Origin of the sequence: Micromonospora profundi (assembly GCF_011927785.1) — a bacterium.
Taxonomy (GTDB): Bacteria; Actinomycetota; Actinomycetes; order Mycobacteriales; family Micromonosporaceae; genus Micromonospora; species Micromonospora profundi.
Genome location: NZ_JAATJK010000001.1, coordinates 5,338,752 through 5,355,490 on the forward strand (window position 1 = coordinate 5,338,752; position 16,739 = coordinate 5,355,490).

Here is a 16,739-nt window from a genome sequence, read left to right on the forward strand (position 1 = left end):
ACGCCCGTCGGCCCGTCGGCCCGCCGAACACCTTGCTCAGGAGCTGAGGGCGATCCGGATCGCGAGGACGATCAGGATCACGCCGGTCAGCCGCTCGATCACCTTGAGCACTGACGGGCGGGTCAACCAGGGGTGCAGCCGGTCGATGAGCAGGATGTAGCAGGCCCACCAGAGCACCGCGAGGCCGATGAACGTCGCGGCAAGCACCGCCGTCCGGGCCGCCGCACCGTCGCCAGGCTTGACGAACTGCGGCACGAACGACACGTAGAAGATGACCACCTTGATGTTCAGCAGCTGGCTGGTGATCCCCATGATGAACGACCGCCGCGCCACGTGCGGTTCCTCGTCCGCGGGGGGTTCCACGGCAGTCGTACCCGTGCCGTTGCCGCCCGACCCCGCGCCGACCGTGACCGGCTGCTCGGCCGGGGCCACCCGCCGTGGTCGGGTGGCCCAGAGGATGGTGCCGCCCAGGTAGATGAGGTAGAGGGCGCCGGCGATGCGCAGCACCGTGTAGAGCACCGGCGAGGAGAGCAGCAACGCGGACAGACCGGCCGTGGCGAGCGAGGCGTGCACCAGGGCGGCCACGACGAGCCCGCCCAGCACCACGAAGCCAGCCCGCCGGCCGTACCGGACGGTCTGCCTGGTGACAAGCGCGAAGTCCACCCCCGGCACGATGATGATCAGGAGGCTGGCGGCGATGAAGGCGACGATCTGGATGTCAGACATGCTGCGGGTTCTTTCTCTGAGCGGCGAAGGCTGGTGCGACCTCCTCGATGACGGACACGCCGCTGTCCGGCCGTGGGCCGTGTCGGCGCCACTCCTCGCGCAGCCGGATCCGTCCGTCCGGAAGCCGCTCGGGATGGGAGACACACTCGCCGACCACTATGGCGCCGTCCGAGAGCACCTCCATGTACGCGAACCGCACCACGCCCTCGGCGTCGCAGGTCCCGGTCAGTGAGCCGCGTCGTACGGCACCGCCGGTGATCTCCGCCCACACGAGGTCGCCGCGCTGGTGGTAGTGCCCGGTCAGCGGTGCGACATCGGGATCGCCGTGGTCAACGGAGACGAAGATCTTGTCGTCGTAGTCGAATGTGGTCATCGCGCTCACGCCCACTGAGTGCTGAGGTAGTCGTCGCGGAACGGGCAGACGACGCGACCCGCGATCGAGTTGAGAATCATCGCGCTGCGGATCGGCAGGATGCTCAGGTTGGAGTCGACGAGCCCCTGCACGTATCGGCCCCGGTTCAGCACGAAGATCTTGTGGTCGTCGGCGTGCTTCCACCGGATCGAGTAGTCCGACTCGATGATCGGCTCGCCGCGCTCGTCGACGTCGACCAGGGCCGACAGGTCCGGGTCGAAGGGCAGCGGCGCGAGCCGCCGTCCCGCCGCGACCACCACGTTCGCCGCCCGGTGCCGTTCCTCGCCACTGCCGGCGGTGAGGCATTCCAACTCGATCTCGCCGTCCAGCTGCCGGGCGCCGGTCACGGTCCGGCTCGGCATGATCGTGACCGGGAACCGCCCGGCCCGCAGCCGCTCCTCGTAGTTGTGCTGGTAGATGCCGCGCAGCGTGCCGGGTGAGATGCCGTCGCTGGTGAGGATCTGACCGGAGACGAGGCGTTCGCGGACGTCCCTTGAGAGGTTGAGGAACGCTTCCTGGTACGCGGGTCGGTACAGGTCGTTCGCGGAGGGGGAATCCTCCAGCGGCGCGAACCACGACCGGCGGCCGATCCACTTGATGTCGCGGCACCCACGGCTGAGCAGCGCCGCGACACATTCGGCGCTGGTCTGGCCGCTGCCGATCACGATCCAGGGCAGGTCCGGTTCGTCGGGCACTGTGGTGAGGCGCTGGTTCAGCTCGTCGGCGACGAAGACGTGTCGGGGGTCGAGGGCACCCAGGAACTCCGGCACGAAGGGCATCGTCCCGGTGCCGATCACCAGGTGCTGGGACCGGGCGACAGCTTCCCCGCGGCTGTGGCTCACCAACGCGCCGTCGAACTCGACGTGGTCGATCCGGGTGCCGTAGGTGATGTTCGGCAACTGGCTCGCCGCCCACACCAGGTACTGCTGGTACTCCACACGCGGGATCGTGTCGAAGCCCGCGCCCAGCAGTGCGTAGACCCGGCCCGTGGTGACCAGGTAGTTGAGGAACGACAGCGGATGGGTCGGGTCGTACAGCGAGACCAGGTCCTTGACCCAGCCGGTCTGCATCCGTACGCCGCTGTGCAGCATTCCGTCGTGCCACCCCGGCTGGTCACGCGCCTCGAACAGGGCGATCTGGTGTGGCGCGAGGACGTCGTACATGGCCGCGAGGCTCAGGTTGGCTGGCCCGGCACCGATACCCACTGCGTGATATGTCTGCGTCATCTTCTGCCTCTGTCTAACCCGTTGGGACATTGACGGCGGAACGGTTGGTGAGCAGGGCGGTGGCGGCGAGGCGGCTGGCGGCCAACGCGGTCTTGGCGGCGCCTCCACTTCCGCCGGTGAAGGTGAAGGTGTGCGCGGTTCCGGCGACGGCTCGCAGCGCCAGACCGGCGGGCTCGCTGTAGCAGTCGACGGCGCTGACCGGTGGGCCCAGCGGCCGCGGGTCCAGACCAGGCAGCCGCAGCAGGGCGGTTGCCCGGACCTGTTCGGTCAGGTCGACGTCCGGCTCGGGGGTCGGCGGTTCGACGTCCCAGCGCGTGCTCGGCAGGCCGAGTAGCAGGCGTCCCGGTCCCGCCGGTCGGCCGTAGAGACCACTGGTCTCGTCGACGAAACACGGCAGGTCGTTCCGGGCCACGGCGTAGTGGGCGTACTGGATGTGTTTTGTGCGCAGCGTGGTGGTGAGCCCGGCGGAACGCAGCAGGCCGGGGGTCCACGCGCCGGCGGCGACGACCACGAGGTCGCCGGTTAGCCGCCGACCGTCCCGCAGTTCGACAGTGTCGTCGTCGAGCCGTGCCACAGGCGTGGCCTCGGTCCGGTCCAGCCCGGCGAGGGCCGCCCGGCGCAGTCGGTCCGGGACGATGTATCCGGCGTGCGGTTCCCAGACCGCCGCGCTGCGCTCCGGCAGGCGGTCGAAGCCGAACCGGCGGGCGACCTGCGTACCTGTCAACACCTCGATCCCCGGCGCCCCGACACCGGCCACCAGATCGAGGTCACCGGCATCCAGCAGGTAGAGCGAGCCGCTCTCCCGCCAGCCTGCCTGCTCGGCAAGCACCGGGTCGGCCAGCAGCTCGGCGAGGCTGGCGGTGGCCAGGGAACGGGCGGCCGGGTCGGGCTCGAACGCCCGCACCAGGCCGCCGGACGCCGCCGTGGCGTCGGCGTACCCGCCCTCCGGCCCGTCGATTCCCGCGCCGATCAACACCGGCTGGGCGCCGGCGTCCTGCAACCGTCGAGCCAGCAGGGCCCCACCCAGGCCGGCGCCGACGACGAGTACCCGTGGCTCAGCCACCGGACTCCGCCGGGAGGGTGCCGCCGATCAGACCCAACAGCCGGGCCGCCCGTTCCGGGCTGCTGCGGTACGCGGTCAGCGCCGCGCGGACCGCCGTGGCGGGGTCGAAGTGTTCCGGGCGCAACGCCTGCTCGCCCCGCGTCAGCTCGATGTCCGCAAGCGCCGCGTCGAGGGCGGGGGCGTTCCCGTCAAGGGACGCCGCGTACCGCGTCTTGAATGCCTGGTACGCCTCCGGCCGGAAGTCGGACTCGTAGCTGTCCGGCCGGTCCCAGCTCACGAACGCCCGCACCACGGTCGGGTCCTCGCTGGACAGGAACTCGTCGGCCCAGATGGCGTGTTGCCGGCTGGTGGAGAACTTCGAGCCGGTGAGCCGGTAGAACTCGTTGACCACCAGACCGGTCGGACGATCGGGCAGGCCGGCGGCGAGGTGCAGGGCCGGGATCAGGACCGCGTAGTAGAACGCGTTGTCGACCCCCAGGAAGATCCACTGCTCGTCGATGCCCTGCCAAGCGTCGAGGTACCCGGCCAGGGCGTCCGCGTCGGGACGCAGGTGGCGGGCGGGCATTACCAGGTTGGCCAGGGCCATCTCGGCCCACACGTCGATCCGCAGACCGTCGTCCCACTCGATGCCCCAGTCCGTCGGATAGGCGAGCGGCACATCCGGCAGCGCCCCATCGAGGTACGACCCGACGAGCCGGCGCAGCCGGGGCGGCAGCACCGCGCGGGACCAGAACTCGGCAAGTCGCTCCCGGTGCTCTGCCAGGCGGAGCACCGGGATCGTGTGGGTGACCGGCTCGGGTGCGGCCGAGCAGCAGGTCGATCGCGCCCCGACCAGGGTCTCGGCGGTGCAGAACCCGCCGCAGCCCTCACACGTGCCACCGGCGGCCCCAGCTCCGCAGACCGGGCAGGTCCCGGTGACCCGTACGTGGTGCAGGACCCGGTGGCAGGCGGAGCAGGCGCGCAGCGACACCGGGGCGATCTCGACGGCCTTCGCCTCGACCAGCTCGGTGAGCAGCCCGGCCACGGTACTGCGGTAGCCCTCGTCGGCCAGCGGGTCGGCCATGATGTCGTAGCGGATGCGGGCCGCGTCCAGGGCCGTACAGATCAACGCCTGGTAGCGGGCGGCGGTGTCCGTCACGGCCTCCCCGAGCGCCTCGGCCCGCGCCAGCACGTAGTTCTGGTGGGCGTCCAGGCCGGACTGCGCTACCACCCGGCGGCCGTCGGCGCGCAGCGCGCGGACCGCGATGTCCCCGGCGACGTACGGGCCGGAGAGGTGGCCGACGTGCAGTGGCCCGTTCGGTGTCGGCGGTGGGGTCACCACGAGCACGGCGCCCGGTGCGGCCGGTACGGCCGCCCCGAGGGCCTCAGTCACGACCCGCACCACCACTCGCACCGTCAGTGGCAGCGGCGGCGTCCGCATCGGCAGCATCCGCGACGGCGGCGGCGTCCTGGGGCATCCAGTAGATGCTCAGGATCGTCAGCGGCTGTACCGGGGACGGGTTGTGGATGACGTGGCGCTGTTCGGGGTCGAGCAGGATGACGCCGCCGGTCGGCACTTCGACCTTCTCCCCACCCTCCTCGTAGATGGCGGTGCCGCGGGTCACGACCGCGAACTCGACCTCCGGGTGTACGTCCTCGGCGCTGCTGCCACCGGGCGGGATGACGCACCACATCGCGTCGAACGGCAGCGGCCCGAGGTCCCGGTACTGCTTCCAGCGACCGATCTGGATTCCGTACTCCTCGGTAAGTTCCGCCGCATCGCTGACATATCTACGCATGCCCATCCTCCGTGCTCGGTTGGACTGAGGTATTACGCAACGCAATTAGTTCCACCGATGTCCAAGCGGTGATCGACCAGTGCTGACATACGGCGCATAGCAGGCTCGGTACGGCGTCACGCGTTTTGGCCACTTTCACCGCCACCAATGGCGGCAAGGCCACTGTGGACTTAAAGTGACCACGCAAACAGGAATCGCACCGGCAGATCACCGGCAAATGTCGCTGCTGACTTCCCAGACAGCGGGTCAAATCCGGCGCATCGCCCGCGCAATTCGGCCAAATACGTACGGGGCCGACGAGTGGAGGCGGCATTGTGATCGGCTTCATCAATACCCTGAGTGATGAAATCATCGCAGCACGACAGCGGGCCAACCTCACCCAGGAGGAATTGGCCGCGAAAACCGGACTGAGCGTCCGGAGCATCCGCAACCTGGAGTCGGCGCGGGTGACCCAGCCGCGACCGGCGACCGTTCGTCTGCTGCGCGACGCGCTCAATCTTCCCGCCCGCCCCTCACCAACGTCCCGGATACGTCCCATGCAGCTACCGCTCGGCACTCCGGACTTCGTCGGCCGATCAGCACAACTCGCCCAACTCGACGGGCTGCTCGACGGTGGACCTCGGCGAATGTCGGCAGTGGTGATCTGCGTCCTCACCGGGCCGAGCGGCATCGGCAAGACAGCGTTGGCCCTGCACTGGGCACACCGCGTCGCTCCTCGTTTCGCCGACGGCGTGCTCTACCTCGACCTGCGGGGCAGCCGCCCAGACGACCAGGTGGTGGCCCCGTCCGACGCGCTTGGCAGCCTCATCCAGGCGCTGGACGTACCCGGCGACATTCCGTGCGATCCGGCCGCACGGGCCGGGCTGTACCGGAGCGCCCTGGCCGGGCGGCGGATGCTCATCGTGCTCGACGACGCGCGGGACGCAGACCAGGCACGACCGCTGTTGCCCGGTGTGGCGGGCTGCATGGTCGTGGTGACCAGCCGCGATCGCCTGAGCTGCCTGGTCGCGGCGGAGGCCGCGCGTCCCGTCGTTGTCGACGAACTCGGCCCCGCGGAGGCGTGGAACCTGCTCCGTTCCCGTCTCGGTGAGCGGCGGCTCGCCACCGAGCGGGAGGCATTGGAGAGCATCGTCGCCCACTGCGCGGGCTCTCCCCGGGCGCTGACGGCGGCGGCCGCCTGCGCGGCCATTGACCCCCGACTCTCCCTCACGGAGTTGGCCCGGCAACTGCGCTAGAACGCCGCCAGCTACGGCGGCCGTTGTCGATCAGGGTTCGTCTACCCGCGCACCGGCGCGGGCGGCCACGTGCGCCGGCACCGGTACGGTCGCCGGCAGTGCGGGGTCGGCCAAGGGCTGCTGCCACCGCGCGATCAGCGGCAGTTCCCCTGCCCAGTTGCCACGTTCCGCGTCCGGGCTGTCGCCATCGTCCGGCGGGCCGCTGCGCGTCTTGACCGACGCCTCGGTGAGCGGAAGCGCCAGCAGTGCGGTGGCAGCCAGTTCCTTCCGGTTCGGTTGACGGGCGTAGTCCCACTGGCCGGGGGCGACGTGCTCGGTGAGCGTCCGGAGGCCATGCAGCTTCTCGTCGGGGTCGGTCACCCAACGCGGCAGACCGTAGACCATCGCGCTGCGGTAGTTGACCCCGTGTTCGAAGACCGAGCGTGCCAGGACCAGGCCGTCGACGACAGTGACGGTGGCACAGACCTCCGCGCCGGTGGTGAGGCTCCGGCTGGCCACCGACCCGTGCAGGTAGAGGTGCTTGTCGTCGAATCCGTAGACGGTGGGAACGACCATCGGGTAGCCGTCCACGAGCACGCCGAGGTGGCAGACGAAGCTGGCCCGCAGGACGTCGAAGAGGGCGCTCCGATCGCTGCGCCCCTTCTCCTTCATGCGACGCAACCCGGTTCGGGGCGTTGCGGACAACGGCAGGTCGGCGTCGCTCACTTGTGGTCTCCCGTCGGTTTCCCTGTCCCGGCAGCCTCGAAAGGCCGAGCGTGGTTCGGGCTGGAGTGTAGGAGCGTTCCGACGAGACTGGTATGGACACGGCTGATGGGCCGGGCCTCGCGGCCCGGCCCATCAGTGCGTCAGGTCGACGCGTTTACCGAATCGATCAGCGCAGCTGGTGAGCGAGACCGGCGGTGGCGTCACCACTCTCGTACGAGACGAGCAGCGACGAACCGGCCGGAAGCGCCCCGCTCAGCGGCAGGACCAGAGTGCGGTCCTTGCTCAGGCTGGCCGTGGTCTCCGCCACGACCCGCTCGCCGTCCCAGACGAAGACCCTGGCGGTGCCGGACTTCTTCACCTTGAGCTCCACCGAGACCTTCGAGTTGGTCGCGGTGACCTTCTTGATCTTCACGGTGCCGTCCGGCAGCGCCGCGTAACCACCCGGTGCCACCCCGTCCGAGGAGGACTGGAGGATGGTCTGCGGCGAGTTGACGCTCTGCGCCGCCGTGTCCGGCATGATCGGAGCCTTGGGCGCCGACGGCCGGGCCGTCAGATCCGGCAGGATCGCGTTGCCCCAGCGCCACGGGTCAGCCCGAACGCCGCTCCAGGTCGACCAGCCGACCCGGGTCTGCGAGGACAGGTCCTGCGTGTCCGAGTCGTTGACCAGGACGTTCATCCCCATGCGGGCCGGGTCGATGTTGTCCGGCAGCACGCTGAACGGGATCTTGACCTCGATCCGGTAACCCGTGTACGGGTTGCTGGTGACGACCGAGGCGATCTCAAGACCCGGCGCGGTCTCCGGACCACCCTGGTGGTTGTCGCGCTCCCGGGCGAAGCACGGCGGGTTGCCGTTGGCCGGGTCGTTGGTGGCCGGGAAGAGCGCCACGTTGAACACCGTGGAGGTGTTCGCCGAGTTGCCGCGCGGGTCGATGCCGAACTCGATGTTGTCGTTACGGCGCGGACGCTTGCAGTCCACCGCCGGCAGGAGGGTGCCGAGCACGTCGTCGGTGATGTTGAAGACGGCGTACAGGGCGTCGTCGGTGTGGGTGAACTGGGCGGTGCCGGAGATGTCCGACGCCGGAGCGGCGGTGCCCTCCCAGCGCGTCGAGATGTCGACGACCTCGCCGGTGTACTCGTGGTCGTGGCCGTGGCCGTCAACGACCGGCGCGGTGGCCGCCTTCGGGATGGTGGTGGTCGGCACCAGGTTGAACACGCCCGGCTCGATGGCGCTGCCACCGTTGTAGCTGGTCTCGATGCCCACCCGGTACGCGCCGTTGTCCGGCGCCCGGTTGGCGGTCGGCAGCGACGTGTCGGAGTTGGTGACCGTGAAGGTCACCGAGGTGCGGGCACCGGGCTGAAGCCCGCTGTACGCCAGCTGCTGCTGCGCCACCGTGAAGCCGGCCGGGACGTTCAGCTTGACCGTTCCGGACTCGACCCGCGTGCCGTGGTTGGTCAGGTTGACCTTGACGTCACGGGTGCCACCGCTGGGGATGTTCAGCAGGGACTCGATGAGCGCGTCGAGCTGCTGGACCTTGTTACGGACCGACCACTCGCGGAAGTCGGCGATCTCCTCCAGCGGCTCCAGGGTGCCGCGCACCGGAGCAGTTCCCTGCACGCGGGCGCTGCTGGTACCGCTGCCGTCCTTCTTGCTCGTCAGCGTGGCGTTGATCAGGAACCGCTCGCCCACAGTGACCTGCGCAGGCGGGGTGACCGTGAAGCTCTTCACGACCTCCTTGCGCGGGGTGAGCGTGCCGACGTTGCCGTTACCACTGACCGTCCAGCCAGCCGGAACGTCAAGAGTGACCTTGGCGCCGGGGATGGCCTTCTCGGAGTAGAGCACCGTGTCGACCTTGATGGGCTGGCCGGCGAGGGCCTCCCACTTCTGCGGACGCACGTGGACCTCGGTGCCCAGCGGCAGGCCGCCGGGGGCACGGAGGGTGGCGCCCTGAAGCGCACCGGTGCCGGCACCGACGTTCGGGTCCGGGTACGGGGTGCGCGTGTCGATCAGGGTCAGCCGGTTGCAGCCGATGTTTGCCGGGTTGGTCGTCGGGAAGGAGCTGTTGCCCCAGCCCTGCGACACGTACTCCCGGCGGGCCCAGGTCTGGACCGTGTTCCACCGGTTGCCGTCGTGCCGTGCCGACTCGTAGCCCTGCCAGGTGCCGAAGATGACGTTGCTGGCCTCAGCCGGCGTGAACGTGGTCTCGCAGGCGGGGCCGTTGGTGCCGGTCGTGCCACTGCCACCGGTCTGGAAGATCCGGGAGACCCGCCAGGGCTTGAGGCCCTCGTTCTTGATCTGCTCCGGGAAGGCCTTCGGGTCCGCCGCGGCGTAGAACGCCTCGACCGCCAGCATGGCCGACTTCTGGTGGTTACCGTGGTTGCCCTGGGTGGCCGAGGGGTTCATCGTGAGGATGACCTCGGGCTTGGTGGTCCGCAGCACCCGCACGATCCGGGAGAGCGTCTCCTGGTGACCCCAGACCTCTTCGGTCAGCGGGGCACTGGCCGTGTACCAGAAGTCGAGCGCGTCCAGGTTGTAGATGTGCTCGATGCCGGCGTAGGCCACCGCCTTGCGCTCCTCGGCCTCGCGCAGGATGCCGAGTTCGGGGCCCTCTTCGAGGCCGGTGGCGTTGCCGCCGCCCTCTCCACGGGTGGTGGTGATGACGCCGGCCTTCATGCCGTGATACTCGTTCCAGTATCCCAGCATGCCGAGCTGGCCGGCCTCGTCATCGGGGTGCGCGCCGATGAACATGACGTCCAGGTCGACAGGCTTGACGGCCTTGGCGTCGGGCTTGGGTGATGAGGCCTTGGGGCCGGCCTGGACCGGACTGGTCAGGCCTAGCGACAGCAAACCGCACATGGCGATAGTCGCCGTGGTGCGCCATTTCATTGGCATACCTCTTCGTGTGGGGGCGAGTGCTGCGGGGGGACGGTGTGGGCCCGGCAGGAGCCTCTTGGCAGTTGGCTCCTGCCGGGCCCGGAAGTGAACAGCTGTCCACTGGAGACCGCGGGGCGGTCTCCACGCGTGAGGGTCGCTCGGCAGTGGGGGTGTGGTGCCTGACCACCGCCACGTCAGAGCGGCTCGCACAGTGGTAGGGATGGATTCACCAGAAGGCCTTCGGGCGGTAACGCTAGGGATCTTGCGACGTGCTAGTCAATAGGCCGGAGCGACTTTCTTCCTTCTCCGAAGAAACGATGTGCCTGTTCACGGGCTTGGCTCGTCGCTCCACTTTGGTGATCAGAGCCGTTTGCCCGATTTTGGGAGGCGCGACTTCTGCACTGGAGCCGCATTCGTCCGATCGGGACCGTCCAGCCGGACCGCGGCCCGCCGTGGATCTCTGTTTTCCCACGCCAGGTACCGAGATGATCTCGTTACTTGACGCCATAGTTTTTTCTCAGTAGGAAATAACTGTGTCCGACAAAGCAACGACCAGCCCGGTCAGCCGTGAGCGGTCCCGTGAGATCAAGCGTCTCTCGGTGATCCTGGCTGCCCGGCAGGCGCGACTGCTGTCCCGGGTGGACCTCGCCGAGATGACGGGTCTTCCGGCGGCCACCGTGACAGTTCTCGTGCGAGAGCTCATCGCCGAGGGCTACCTCATCGAACGCGGGCCGGGCGCCCCCACCACCGGCCGTCCTCGCGAAATGCTCGAGTTCAACCCGCGTGCCGAGCTCGTCGCCGCGGTGTCGCTGGAGCCGACCCGGATCAGTTGCGAAATCGCCGACAGCGAGGGCGCGCTCATCGCGCACCGCACCGCGCGGTTCGGTGGCGACGTTGTCGAGACCATCTGCGGGTTCGTCCTGGACCTCGTCGGCGACAACCTGCCGTCGTTGCGCGGCGTCGCCATCGCGGTGCCGGGCGTCTCGACAAACGGCGCGGTACGCCTCGCGCCGTCGGTAGGGCTCGTCGAGGCGTGGCCGATCGGCGCGTCGGTTCAGCAACGCCTCGGCGTGCCCGTCGTCGTCGACAACGATGTCAACCTGATGGCCGCCGGTGAGTGTGTCGCCGGCGCCGGAGCGGACGTCGCCAACCTGCTGCTGGTGCACGTCGCGGACGGCATCGGCGCCGGTCTCGTCCTCGACGGCAAGGTCCGCAGGGGCGCCAGCGGGGCGGCCGGCGAGGTGGGCTTCATGCCCCTGGACTCCGCGCCCAAACACAGCTACAGCGGCGTGGGCGAGTTCGAGGCCCGGTGGTCGGTGAACGCCATCGCCGAGCAGGTGGTCGCCCTGCATCCGGGGCGGCGGCCGGAGTCGCCGGTGCGGGAGCTGATCGCACTCGCCGCCACGTCGCGCCCGGCGCGCGAGTATCTCGACGAGGTGCTCGACGCCTGGGCCCGGCTCATCCTCTCCTGCGTCTGCGTGATCGACCCGGGGATGGTGCTGCTCAGCGGCGCCGCCGCGGAGCTCGACGACGCCACGCTCGAACAACTCCAGAGACTGCTCTCGGCCAAGACCCCGGCCCCGACTGAGGTACGTCGAGCCACCCTCGGCGACCAGGCCGTGCTGCACGGAGCGATCAGCTACGCGCTGTCGGCCGCGGTTCCGCTGCCCACCCTGCCCTGACCACCACCACCGACCGACACCCCGTCCCCCTTCTTCACTCCCTGCGTCCGCACCAGAACAACCGGACGAGGCACGCCCACATCCCGCACCGGCGGACCCCCGAACCCCGCTCCGGGCACCACTCGATCGTCGATCGACGTGACCGGGCGGAGAACCACCGTATTTCGGCACAGCGATTTCGATTTACGAGCTTCCATCAGAAATCCCCCGTAGATCCCCCTTGAGTGGAGGTACCAATGAGACGTCCCTGGGTCATGACAATCGCGCTCGGCGCGATGCTGGCTGCCACCGCCGCCTGCGGCGGCGGCAGTGACGACAGCGGCGACGCCGGCTCGTCCCCGGCCGCGTCGGCCGAGAAGTTCGTCATCTACAGCGCCCGCGACAAGGCTGTCACCGACTACGTCGTCGAGCAGTTCACCGCGAAGAACCCCGAGTACAAGGGCAAGGTCGAGGTGCTCAACATGGGCGCCCAGGAGGTGCTCGAGCGGGTTCGCGCCGAGAAGGCGAACCCGCAGGCCTCGGTGTGGTGGGGCGGCACCCAGCAGGGTCTCGCCACCGGCGCCACGGAGGGTCTGCTGGAGGCCTGGCAGCCCTCGTTCGCCGGGAAGATGGACGCGCGGTACAAGGACGCCGAGGGCCGCTGGTTCGGCGAGATCCTGCTGCCCGAGGTCATCATGTACAACAACAAGGCGCTGACCGCCGAGCAGGCGCCGAAGGACTGGGACGACCTGATCGACCCCCAGTGGAAAGACAAGATCATCATCCGGGACGTGGCCGCCTCCGGCACCATGCGCTCGATCTACTCCTCGATGATCCAGCGTCTCTCGCCCGACGGCTCGAACCCCCAGCCCGGCTACGACTGGCTGCGCAAGCTCGACGCCAACACCGTCGAGTACGCCGCCAACCCCGCCGACCTGTACCTGAAGATGTCGCGTGAGCAGGGTGTGGTGAGCGCCTGGAACCTCCAGGACGTGCTGCTGCAGGCCGACAAGAAGATGCCGTTCGGCTACGTCATGCCGGCCTCGGGCGCCCCGGTGCTCGTCGACGGTGTCGCCGCGGTCAAGGGCGGCAACAAGGCCGGTGCCGAGAAGTTCCTCGAGTTCCTCTTCGACGACTCGCTGCGGGCCACCCTCGCCAAGGACTACTTCCAGATCCCCGCGGTGGAGATCTCCGAGAAGCCGGAGTGGCTGTCCAACCTCGGCCTCAAGCCGATGGACGTCGACTGGGACGTGATCGGCAAGAACGAGACGGCCTGGATCAACCACTGGAACGCGGAGATCAAGGACAAGGGCTGAGTTAACGGGGGCCGGGTCGTGCCACGGCACGACCCGGCCCCGTCCCGGAAGGACCCAGAAACATGATCGATGTCCGGCTGGCGGCCGTCAGCAAGCGCTTCGACAAGTCGAGCGACGCAGCGGCGGTCGACAACGTCACCATCACCATCGGAGCCGGTGAGTTCTTCACCCTCCTCGGACCGAGCGGATGCGGCAAGACCACGACCCTGAGGATGGTGGCGGGGTTCTATTTCCCGACGTCCGGGCACATCCACTTCGGCGACGACGACGTGACGCGTTGGTCGCCGAACAAACGGGACACCGGCATGGTTTTCCAGAACTACGCGCTCTTTCCCCACATGTCGGTGGCGCAGAACGTCGCGTACGGGCTGAAGGTCCGTCGGGTCTCCCGCGAGGAGCGGACCCGCCGGATCAACGAGGCACTCGCCCAGGTGCACCTCACCGGGTACGGCGACAGGCGCATCGACGCGCTCTCCGGCGGCCAGCAGCAGCGCGTCGCGTTGGCCCGGGCACTTGTCATCCGGCCCCGCACCCTGCTGCTCGACGAGCCGCTGTCCAATCTCGACGCGAAGCTCCGCGAGGAGACGCGCACCGAGATCCGGCGGATCCACCGCGAGAGCGGCCTCACCAGCATCTACGTCACGCACGACCAGGCTGAGGCCATGTCGATGTCGGACCGCATCGCCGTCATGCAGTCCGGGAAGGTCCAGCAGGTCGGCGCTCCGCAGGAGATCTACTACCGGCCCACGAACTCGTTCGTGGCCCGGTTCATCGGTCGCAGCAACGTCCTGAGCCTGCCTGTGGTCGGCGCGGCGGAGACCCAGGTGCAGGTACGCCTCCCCGGTGGCGCGACGCTCGACGTCGGTGCCGCCTCGGGGCACGGCCTCACCGAGGGAGACACCGCGTTGGTGTCGGCCCGCCCGGAGCACATCACGCTCGCCGGCTCGAACGACGAGGCGGCGCTGCGCGGCCGGATCACCCACATCGAGTTCACCGGCATGGCCACCCACCTCAACGTCGACGTCGACGGCATCGACGTGATGGCAGCCGTGATCGACCCGCCGACCGGCATCAAGCTCGACGACGTCGTGGGCCTGCGCCTCGTAGCCGAACGGCTCTGGGTGGTCCGGCCGTGACCGTTCGTTCCGAACCCACACCCGGCCGGCTGGCAGGGCTCGGCCAGCGCCTGGCCGGTGGCGCCACCTCACGGTGGTTCCCCTACCTGCTCGTCTTCCCCCTCGTCCTGGTGCTCTGGGGCTACGTCGTCCAACCGATGTTCGCCACCTTCGCCGAGAGCGTCAGCGCCGACGGCACGAAGAACTACCTCCAGTTCTTCACCTCCTCCGGGGTGGCCCGGCAGTCCCTGTTCACCTCGCTGTTCATCTCGGCGGCGAGCGTCCTGCTCTGCGGCATCGTCGGCGTCTCGATGGCCTTCCTGCTCAAGCGGTTCACCTTCCGCGGCCGGCGGCTCATGGAGGCGTTCATCCTGGTGCCGGCGGCCCTGCCACCGCTGATCGGTGCCGTGTCGTTCCAGCTGCTCTACAGCAACATCGGCATCCTGCCGCGCGGGTTGCAGGCGCTCTTCGGCACCGACCAACCGGTCCTGGCGTTCGACGGGATCGCCGGCGTACTCGTGGTGCACACGTTCACCATGTACCCGTTCTTCTACCTGGCCGCCGCCGCAGCACTGGCCGGAATGGACCCATCGGTCGAGGAGGCGGCGTACAACCTCGGCGCCAGCCGGGTGCGGGTCTGGCTGACCGTCATGCTGCCGATGCTCACCCCGGCGCTGGTCTCGGCGTCGCTGCTGGTCTTCATGACCTCACTGGCGTCGTACACCGCGCCGCTGCTGTTCAACGTCAGCCAGACCATGACGATGCAGATCTACATCAACCGGACCAACGGCGACCTGCCGATGGCCTCGGCGTACGCCTCCGTGCTGGGCATCGTCTCCATCATCTTCCTGCTGGCGATGCGGTGGTACGAGGGCCGGCGCAGCTACCAGTCGCAGTCGAAGGGGATCTCCGCGAACCGGCGCGAGATCAACAACCCGATCGGGCGGTGGTTGGCGCCGTTCGCCTCGGTGCTGGCCACGATGATCCTGCTCGCCCCGGTCGCCACGATCGCGCTCGTCGCGTTCTCCGAGAACCGCACCTGGACCACGCAGGTGCTGCCGACGACGTACACCTTCGAGAACTTCGTCACGATCTTCACCGACCCCAAGGCGTTCCGGCCGATCCTCAACTCGGTACAGATGAGCCTTCTCGCCGTGGTCGGCTGCGTGGTGATCGGCGTGCTCATCGCGTACGCGGTGCGGCGGTTGCGGTTCGTCGGACGCGGCCTGCTCGACGTGGCCGTGATGATCGCCTGGGCGCTGCCCGGAACTGTCGTCGCGATCAACCTGATCTCGGCGTTCAGCACAGGCAACGCGTTCAGCCTCGGGCAGGTACTTGTCGGAACCTTCTGGATCCTGCCGCTCGCCTACTTCGTGCGGTTCCTGCCGATCGTGTTCCGGTCCAGCTCGGCGGCGCTGGCGCTCATCGACCCGTCGCTGGAGGAGGCCGCCCGCAACCTCGGCGCCTCCTGGGTGCGGGCCTTCTACACAATCACCGTGCGGCTGATGCTCCCCGGCGTGCTCGCCGGCGCACTGCTGGCGTTCGTGCACGGTGTCGGCGAGTTCGTCGCCTCGGTGCTGATCTACACCTCGTCGACGGTGCCGATCTCGGTGGCCATCAACAACCGGATGTACTCGTTCGAACTCGGCACCGCTGCTGCCTACGGAATGCTCCAGGTGCTGCTCATCTTCGTGGTGATGTGGTTCTCCGGTCGGCTGGACAGCAGCCGTACCGCGAGTAGGAAGGCCGCACAGTGGACGAACTGATCGAACGCTGGCGTGTCGAGGGCGGGCTGCTCCCGGTCACCCGGGTTCCCGGCCACGCGTTCGCCGCGGTCGTCGAGGCGGCGGACCTCGCGGTGCTGCCGGTCGGCGCCGTCGAGTGGCACGGCCCGCACCTGCCGCTCGGCACCGACCTGCTCCTCGCCGAGGGGTTCGCGGGGGAACTGGCCACCGGCTCGGCCCGTGCCGTGCTCTTTCCCGCCGCACCGTACGCCGCCTGCCCCGGCCAGACGCGACCCTGGCCGGGCACCGTGGCGCTGCGCCCCGAGATCGCCGTCGGGTACCTCAGCGACGTGCTCGCCGGCATCGTCGAGGCGGGCTTCCCCCGGCTCCTCGTGGTCAACGGACACGACGCCAACCTCTCCACCGTGCGTGCCGCAATGGAGTGGGTCTCCGGACGGCACCTGGCGAGCCTGCTGCTCGCCAACTGGTTCCAGCTGGTCAGCCCGGACGAGACAGCCGAGATCTTCGGCCCTCTGCCGTCCCGGGGACACGGCGGAGCGTACGAAAGCTCGGCCGTGCTCGGCTTCGACCCGGCGGCGGTGCACCTGGCCGCCGCGCCGGACCTGCCACCGAAGCCGAAGCTGACCACCCCCTACCCGTACGTGCTCGTGGAGTCGCGGCCCGACCCGTGGCAGGGCTGGTCGGGTCACGTCTCGCTGGCCACCGAGTCGGCCGGGCGAGAAATCCGGCAGCTGGCCGGCGCGCGGCTGCGTGAGGTGATCGAGGCATGGCTGGCCTCGCCGCTACCCGGTCCACCCGGGGCGGACCAGCCCGCCTCGTCCGACAAGACCGCCTGGTCCGACCGGTCCGGCGGCACCGGCCGGTCGGACCAGGCCATCGGATGAC

The 16,739-nt window shown here is 69.1% G+C and carries 14 protein-coding genes; 6 read left to right on the forward strand and 8 right to left on the reverse strand.

Annotated elements, in window-relative coordinates:
- Positions 1-36: 36 nt before the first annotated feature.
- From F4558_RS23625 to F4558_RS23650, 6 genes are read right to left on the reverse strand one after another with little or no spacing between them, the layout of a single operon-like run.
- Positions 37-726: a LysE family translocator gene (locus tag F4558_RS23625; protein ID WP_053659057.1), complete on the reverse strand. Its 690-nt coding sequence runs from the start codon at positions 724-726 to the stop codon at positions 37-39.
- The gene (locus tag F4558_RS23630) at positions 719-1,099 is read right to left on the reverse strand and encodes an avidin-fold protein (protein ID WP_209273376.1); all 381 of its coding nucleotides are present in this window, start codon (positions 1,097-1,099) and stop codon (positions 719-721) included. Before F4558_RS23630 ends, F4558_RS23625 begins: the two co-directional genes overlap by 8 nt.
- Before the next feature lie 5 nt (positions 1,100-1,104).
- On the reverse strand, positions 1,105-2,364 hold the full coding sequence (locus tag F4558_RS23635) for a lysine N(6)-hydroxylase/L-ornithine N(5)-oxygenase family protein (RefSeq protein WP_053659055.1): 1,260 nt from the start codon (positions 2,362-2,364) through the stop codon (positions 1,105-1,107).
- Between the two features lie 13 nt (positions 2,365-2,377).
- Positions 2,378-3,427: an NAD(P)/FAD-dependent oxidoreductase gene (locus F4558_RS23640; RefSeq protein WP_053659053.1), complete on the reverse strand. Its 1,050-nt coding sequence runs from the start codon at positions 3,425-3,427 to the stop codon at positions 2,378-2,380.
- On the reverse strand, positions 3,420-4,799 hold the full coding sequence (locus tag F4558_RS23645) for a class I tRNA ligase family protein (protein ID WP_167946007.1): 1,380 nt from the start codon (positions 4,797-4,799) through the stop codon (positions 3,420-3,422). Before F4558_RS23645 ends, F4558_RS23640 begins: the two co-directional genes overlap by 8 nt.
- Positions 4,792-5,205, reverse strand: coding sequence for a cupin domain-containing protein (locus F4558_RS23650; RefSeq protein WP_245241356.1), 414 nt, complete (start codon positions 5,203-5,205; stop codon positions 4,792-4,794). Before F4558_RS23650 ends, F4558_RS23645 begins: the two co-directional genes overlap by 8 nt.
- A gap of 314 nt (positions 5,206-5,519) precedes the next feature.
- On the opposite strand from F4558_RS23650, the gene F4558_RS23655 reads away from it, so the two are divergent.
- On the forward strand, positions 5,520-6,440 hold the full coding sequence (locus tag F4558_RS23655) for an AAA family ATPase (protein ID WP_167946008.1): 921 nt from the start codon (positions 5,520-5,522) through the stop codon (positions 6,438-6,440).
- A gap of 30 nt (positions 6,441-6,470) precedes the next feature.
- Here the strand turns inward: F4558_RS23655 and F4558_RS23660 are convergent, their stop codons facing one another.
- Both F4558_RS23660 and F4558_RS23665 read right to left on the reverse strand, forming a co-directional pair.
- A complete protein-coding gene (locus F4558_RS23660) occupies positions 6,471-7,091 on the reverse strand; it encodes a pyridoxamine 5'-phosphate oxidase family protein (RefSeq protein ID WP_209274612.1) in 621 nt (206 codons plus the stop codon).
- A 220-nt stretch (positions 7,092-7,311) separates the two neighbouring features.
- Positions 7,312-10,029, reverse strand: coding sequence for a sugar-binding protein (locus tag F4558_RS23665; protein ID WP_167946010.1), 2,718 nt, complete (start codon positions 10,027-10,029; stop codon positions 7,312-7,314).
- Positions 10,030-10,550: 521 nt separating this feature from the next.
- On the opposite strand from F4558_RS23665, the gene F4558_RS23670 reads away from it, so the two are divergent.
- From F4558_RS23670 to F4558_RS23690, 5 genes are all read left to right on the forward strand, one after another.
- Positions 10,551-11,699, forward strand: a complete 1,149-nt coding sequence (locus F4558_RS23670; RefSeq protein ID WP_053659043.1) for an ROK family transcriptional regulator — start codon at positions 10,551-10,553, stop codon at positions 11,697-11,699.
- Between the two features lie 236 nt (positions 11,700-11,935).
- Positions 11,936-12,994 (forward strand): extracellular solute-binding protein, encoded by a 1,059-nt coding sequence (locus tag F4558_RS23675; protein WP_053659041.1) that lies wholly within the window; start codon positions 11,936-11,938, stop codon positions 12,992-12,994.
- A 62-nt stretch (positions 12,995-13,056) separates the two neighbouring features.
- Positions 13,057-14,130, forward strand: a complete 1,074-nt coding sequence (locus tag F4558_RS23680; protein WP_053659039.1) for an ABC transporter ATP-binding protein — start codon at positions 13,057-13,059, stop codon at positions 14,128-14,130.
- Positions 14,127-15,875, forward strand: a complete 1,749-nt coding sequence (locus F4558_RS23685; protein WP_053659037.1) for an ABC transporter permease — start codon at positions 14,127-14,129, stop codon at positions 15,873-15,875. The genes F4558_RS23680 and F4558_RS23685 overlap by 4 nt, the downstream gene beginning before the upstream one ends.
- On the forward strand, positions 15,863-16,738 hold the full coding sequence (locus F4558_RS23690) for a creatininase family protein (RefSeq protein ID WP_053659035.1): 876 nt from the start codon (positions 15,863-15,865) through the stop codon (positions 16,736-16,738). Before F4558_RS23685 ends, F4558_RS23690 begins: the two co-directional genes overlap by 13 nt.
- The last annotated feature ends 1 nt before the right edge of the window (position 16,739 follow it).

Coding starts and splice junctions, on each gene's coding strand:
- F4558_RS23625 (WP_053659057.1), bottom strand. CDS start 726: ATGTCTGACATCCAGATCGTCGCCTTCATCGCCGCCAGCCTCCTGATC.
- F4558_RS23630 (WP_209273376.1), bottom strand. CDS start 1,099: ATGACCACATTCGACTACGACGACAAGATCTTCGTCTCCGTTGACCAC.
- F4558_RS23635 (WP_053659055.1), bottom strand. CDS start 2,364: ATGACGCAGACATATCACGCAGTGGGTATCGGTGCCGGGCCAGCCAAC.
- F4558_RS23650 (WP_245241356.1), bottom strand. CDS start 5,205: ATGCGTAGATATGTCAGCGATGCGGCGGAACTTACCGAGGAGTACGGA.
- F4558_RS23660 (WP_209274612.1), bottom strand. CDS start 7,091: ATGAAGGAGAAGGGGCGCAGCGATCGGAGCGCCCTCTTCGACGTCCTG.
- F4558_RS23665 (WP_167946010.1), bottom strand. CDS start 10,029: ATGAAATGGCGCACCACGGCGACTATCGCCATGTGCGGTTTGCTGTCG.
- F4558_RS23675 (WP_053659041.1), top strand. CDS start 11,936: ATGAGACGTCCCTGGGTCATGACAATCGCGCTCGGCGCGATGCTGGCT.
- F4558_RS23680 (WP_053659039.1), top strand. CDS start 13,057: ATGATCGATGTCCGGCTGGCGGCCGTCAGCAAGCGCTTCGACAAGTCG.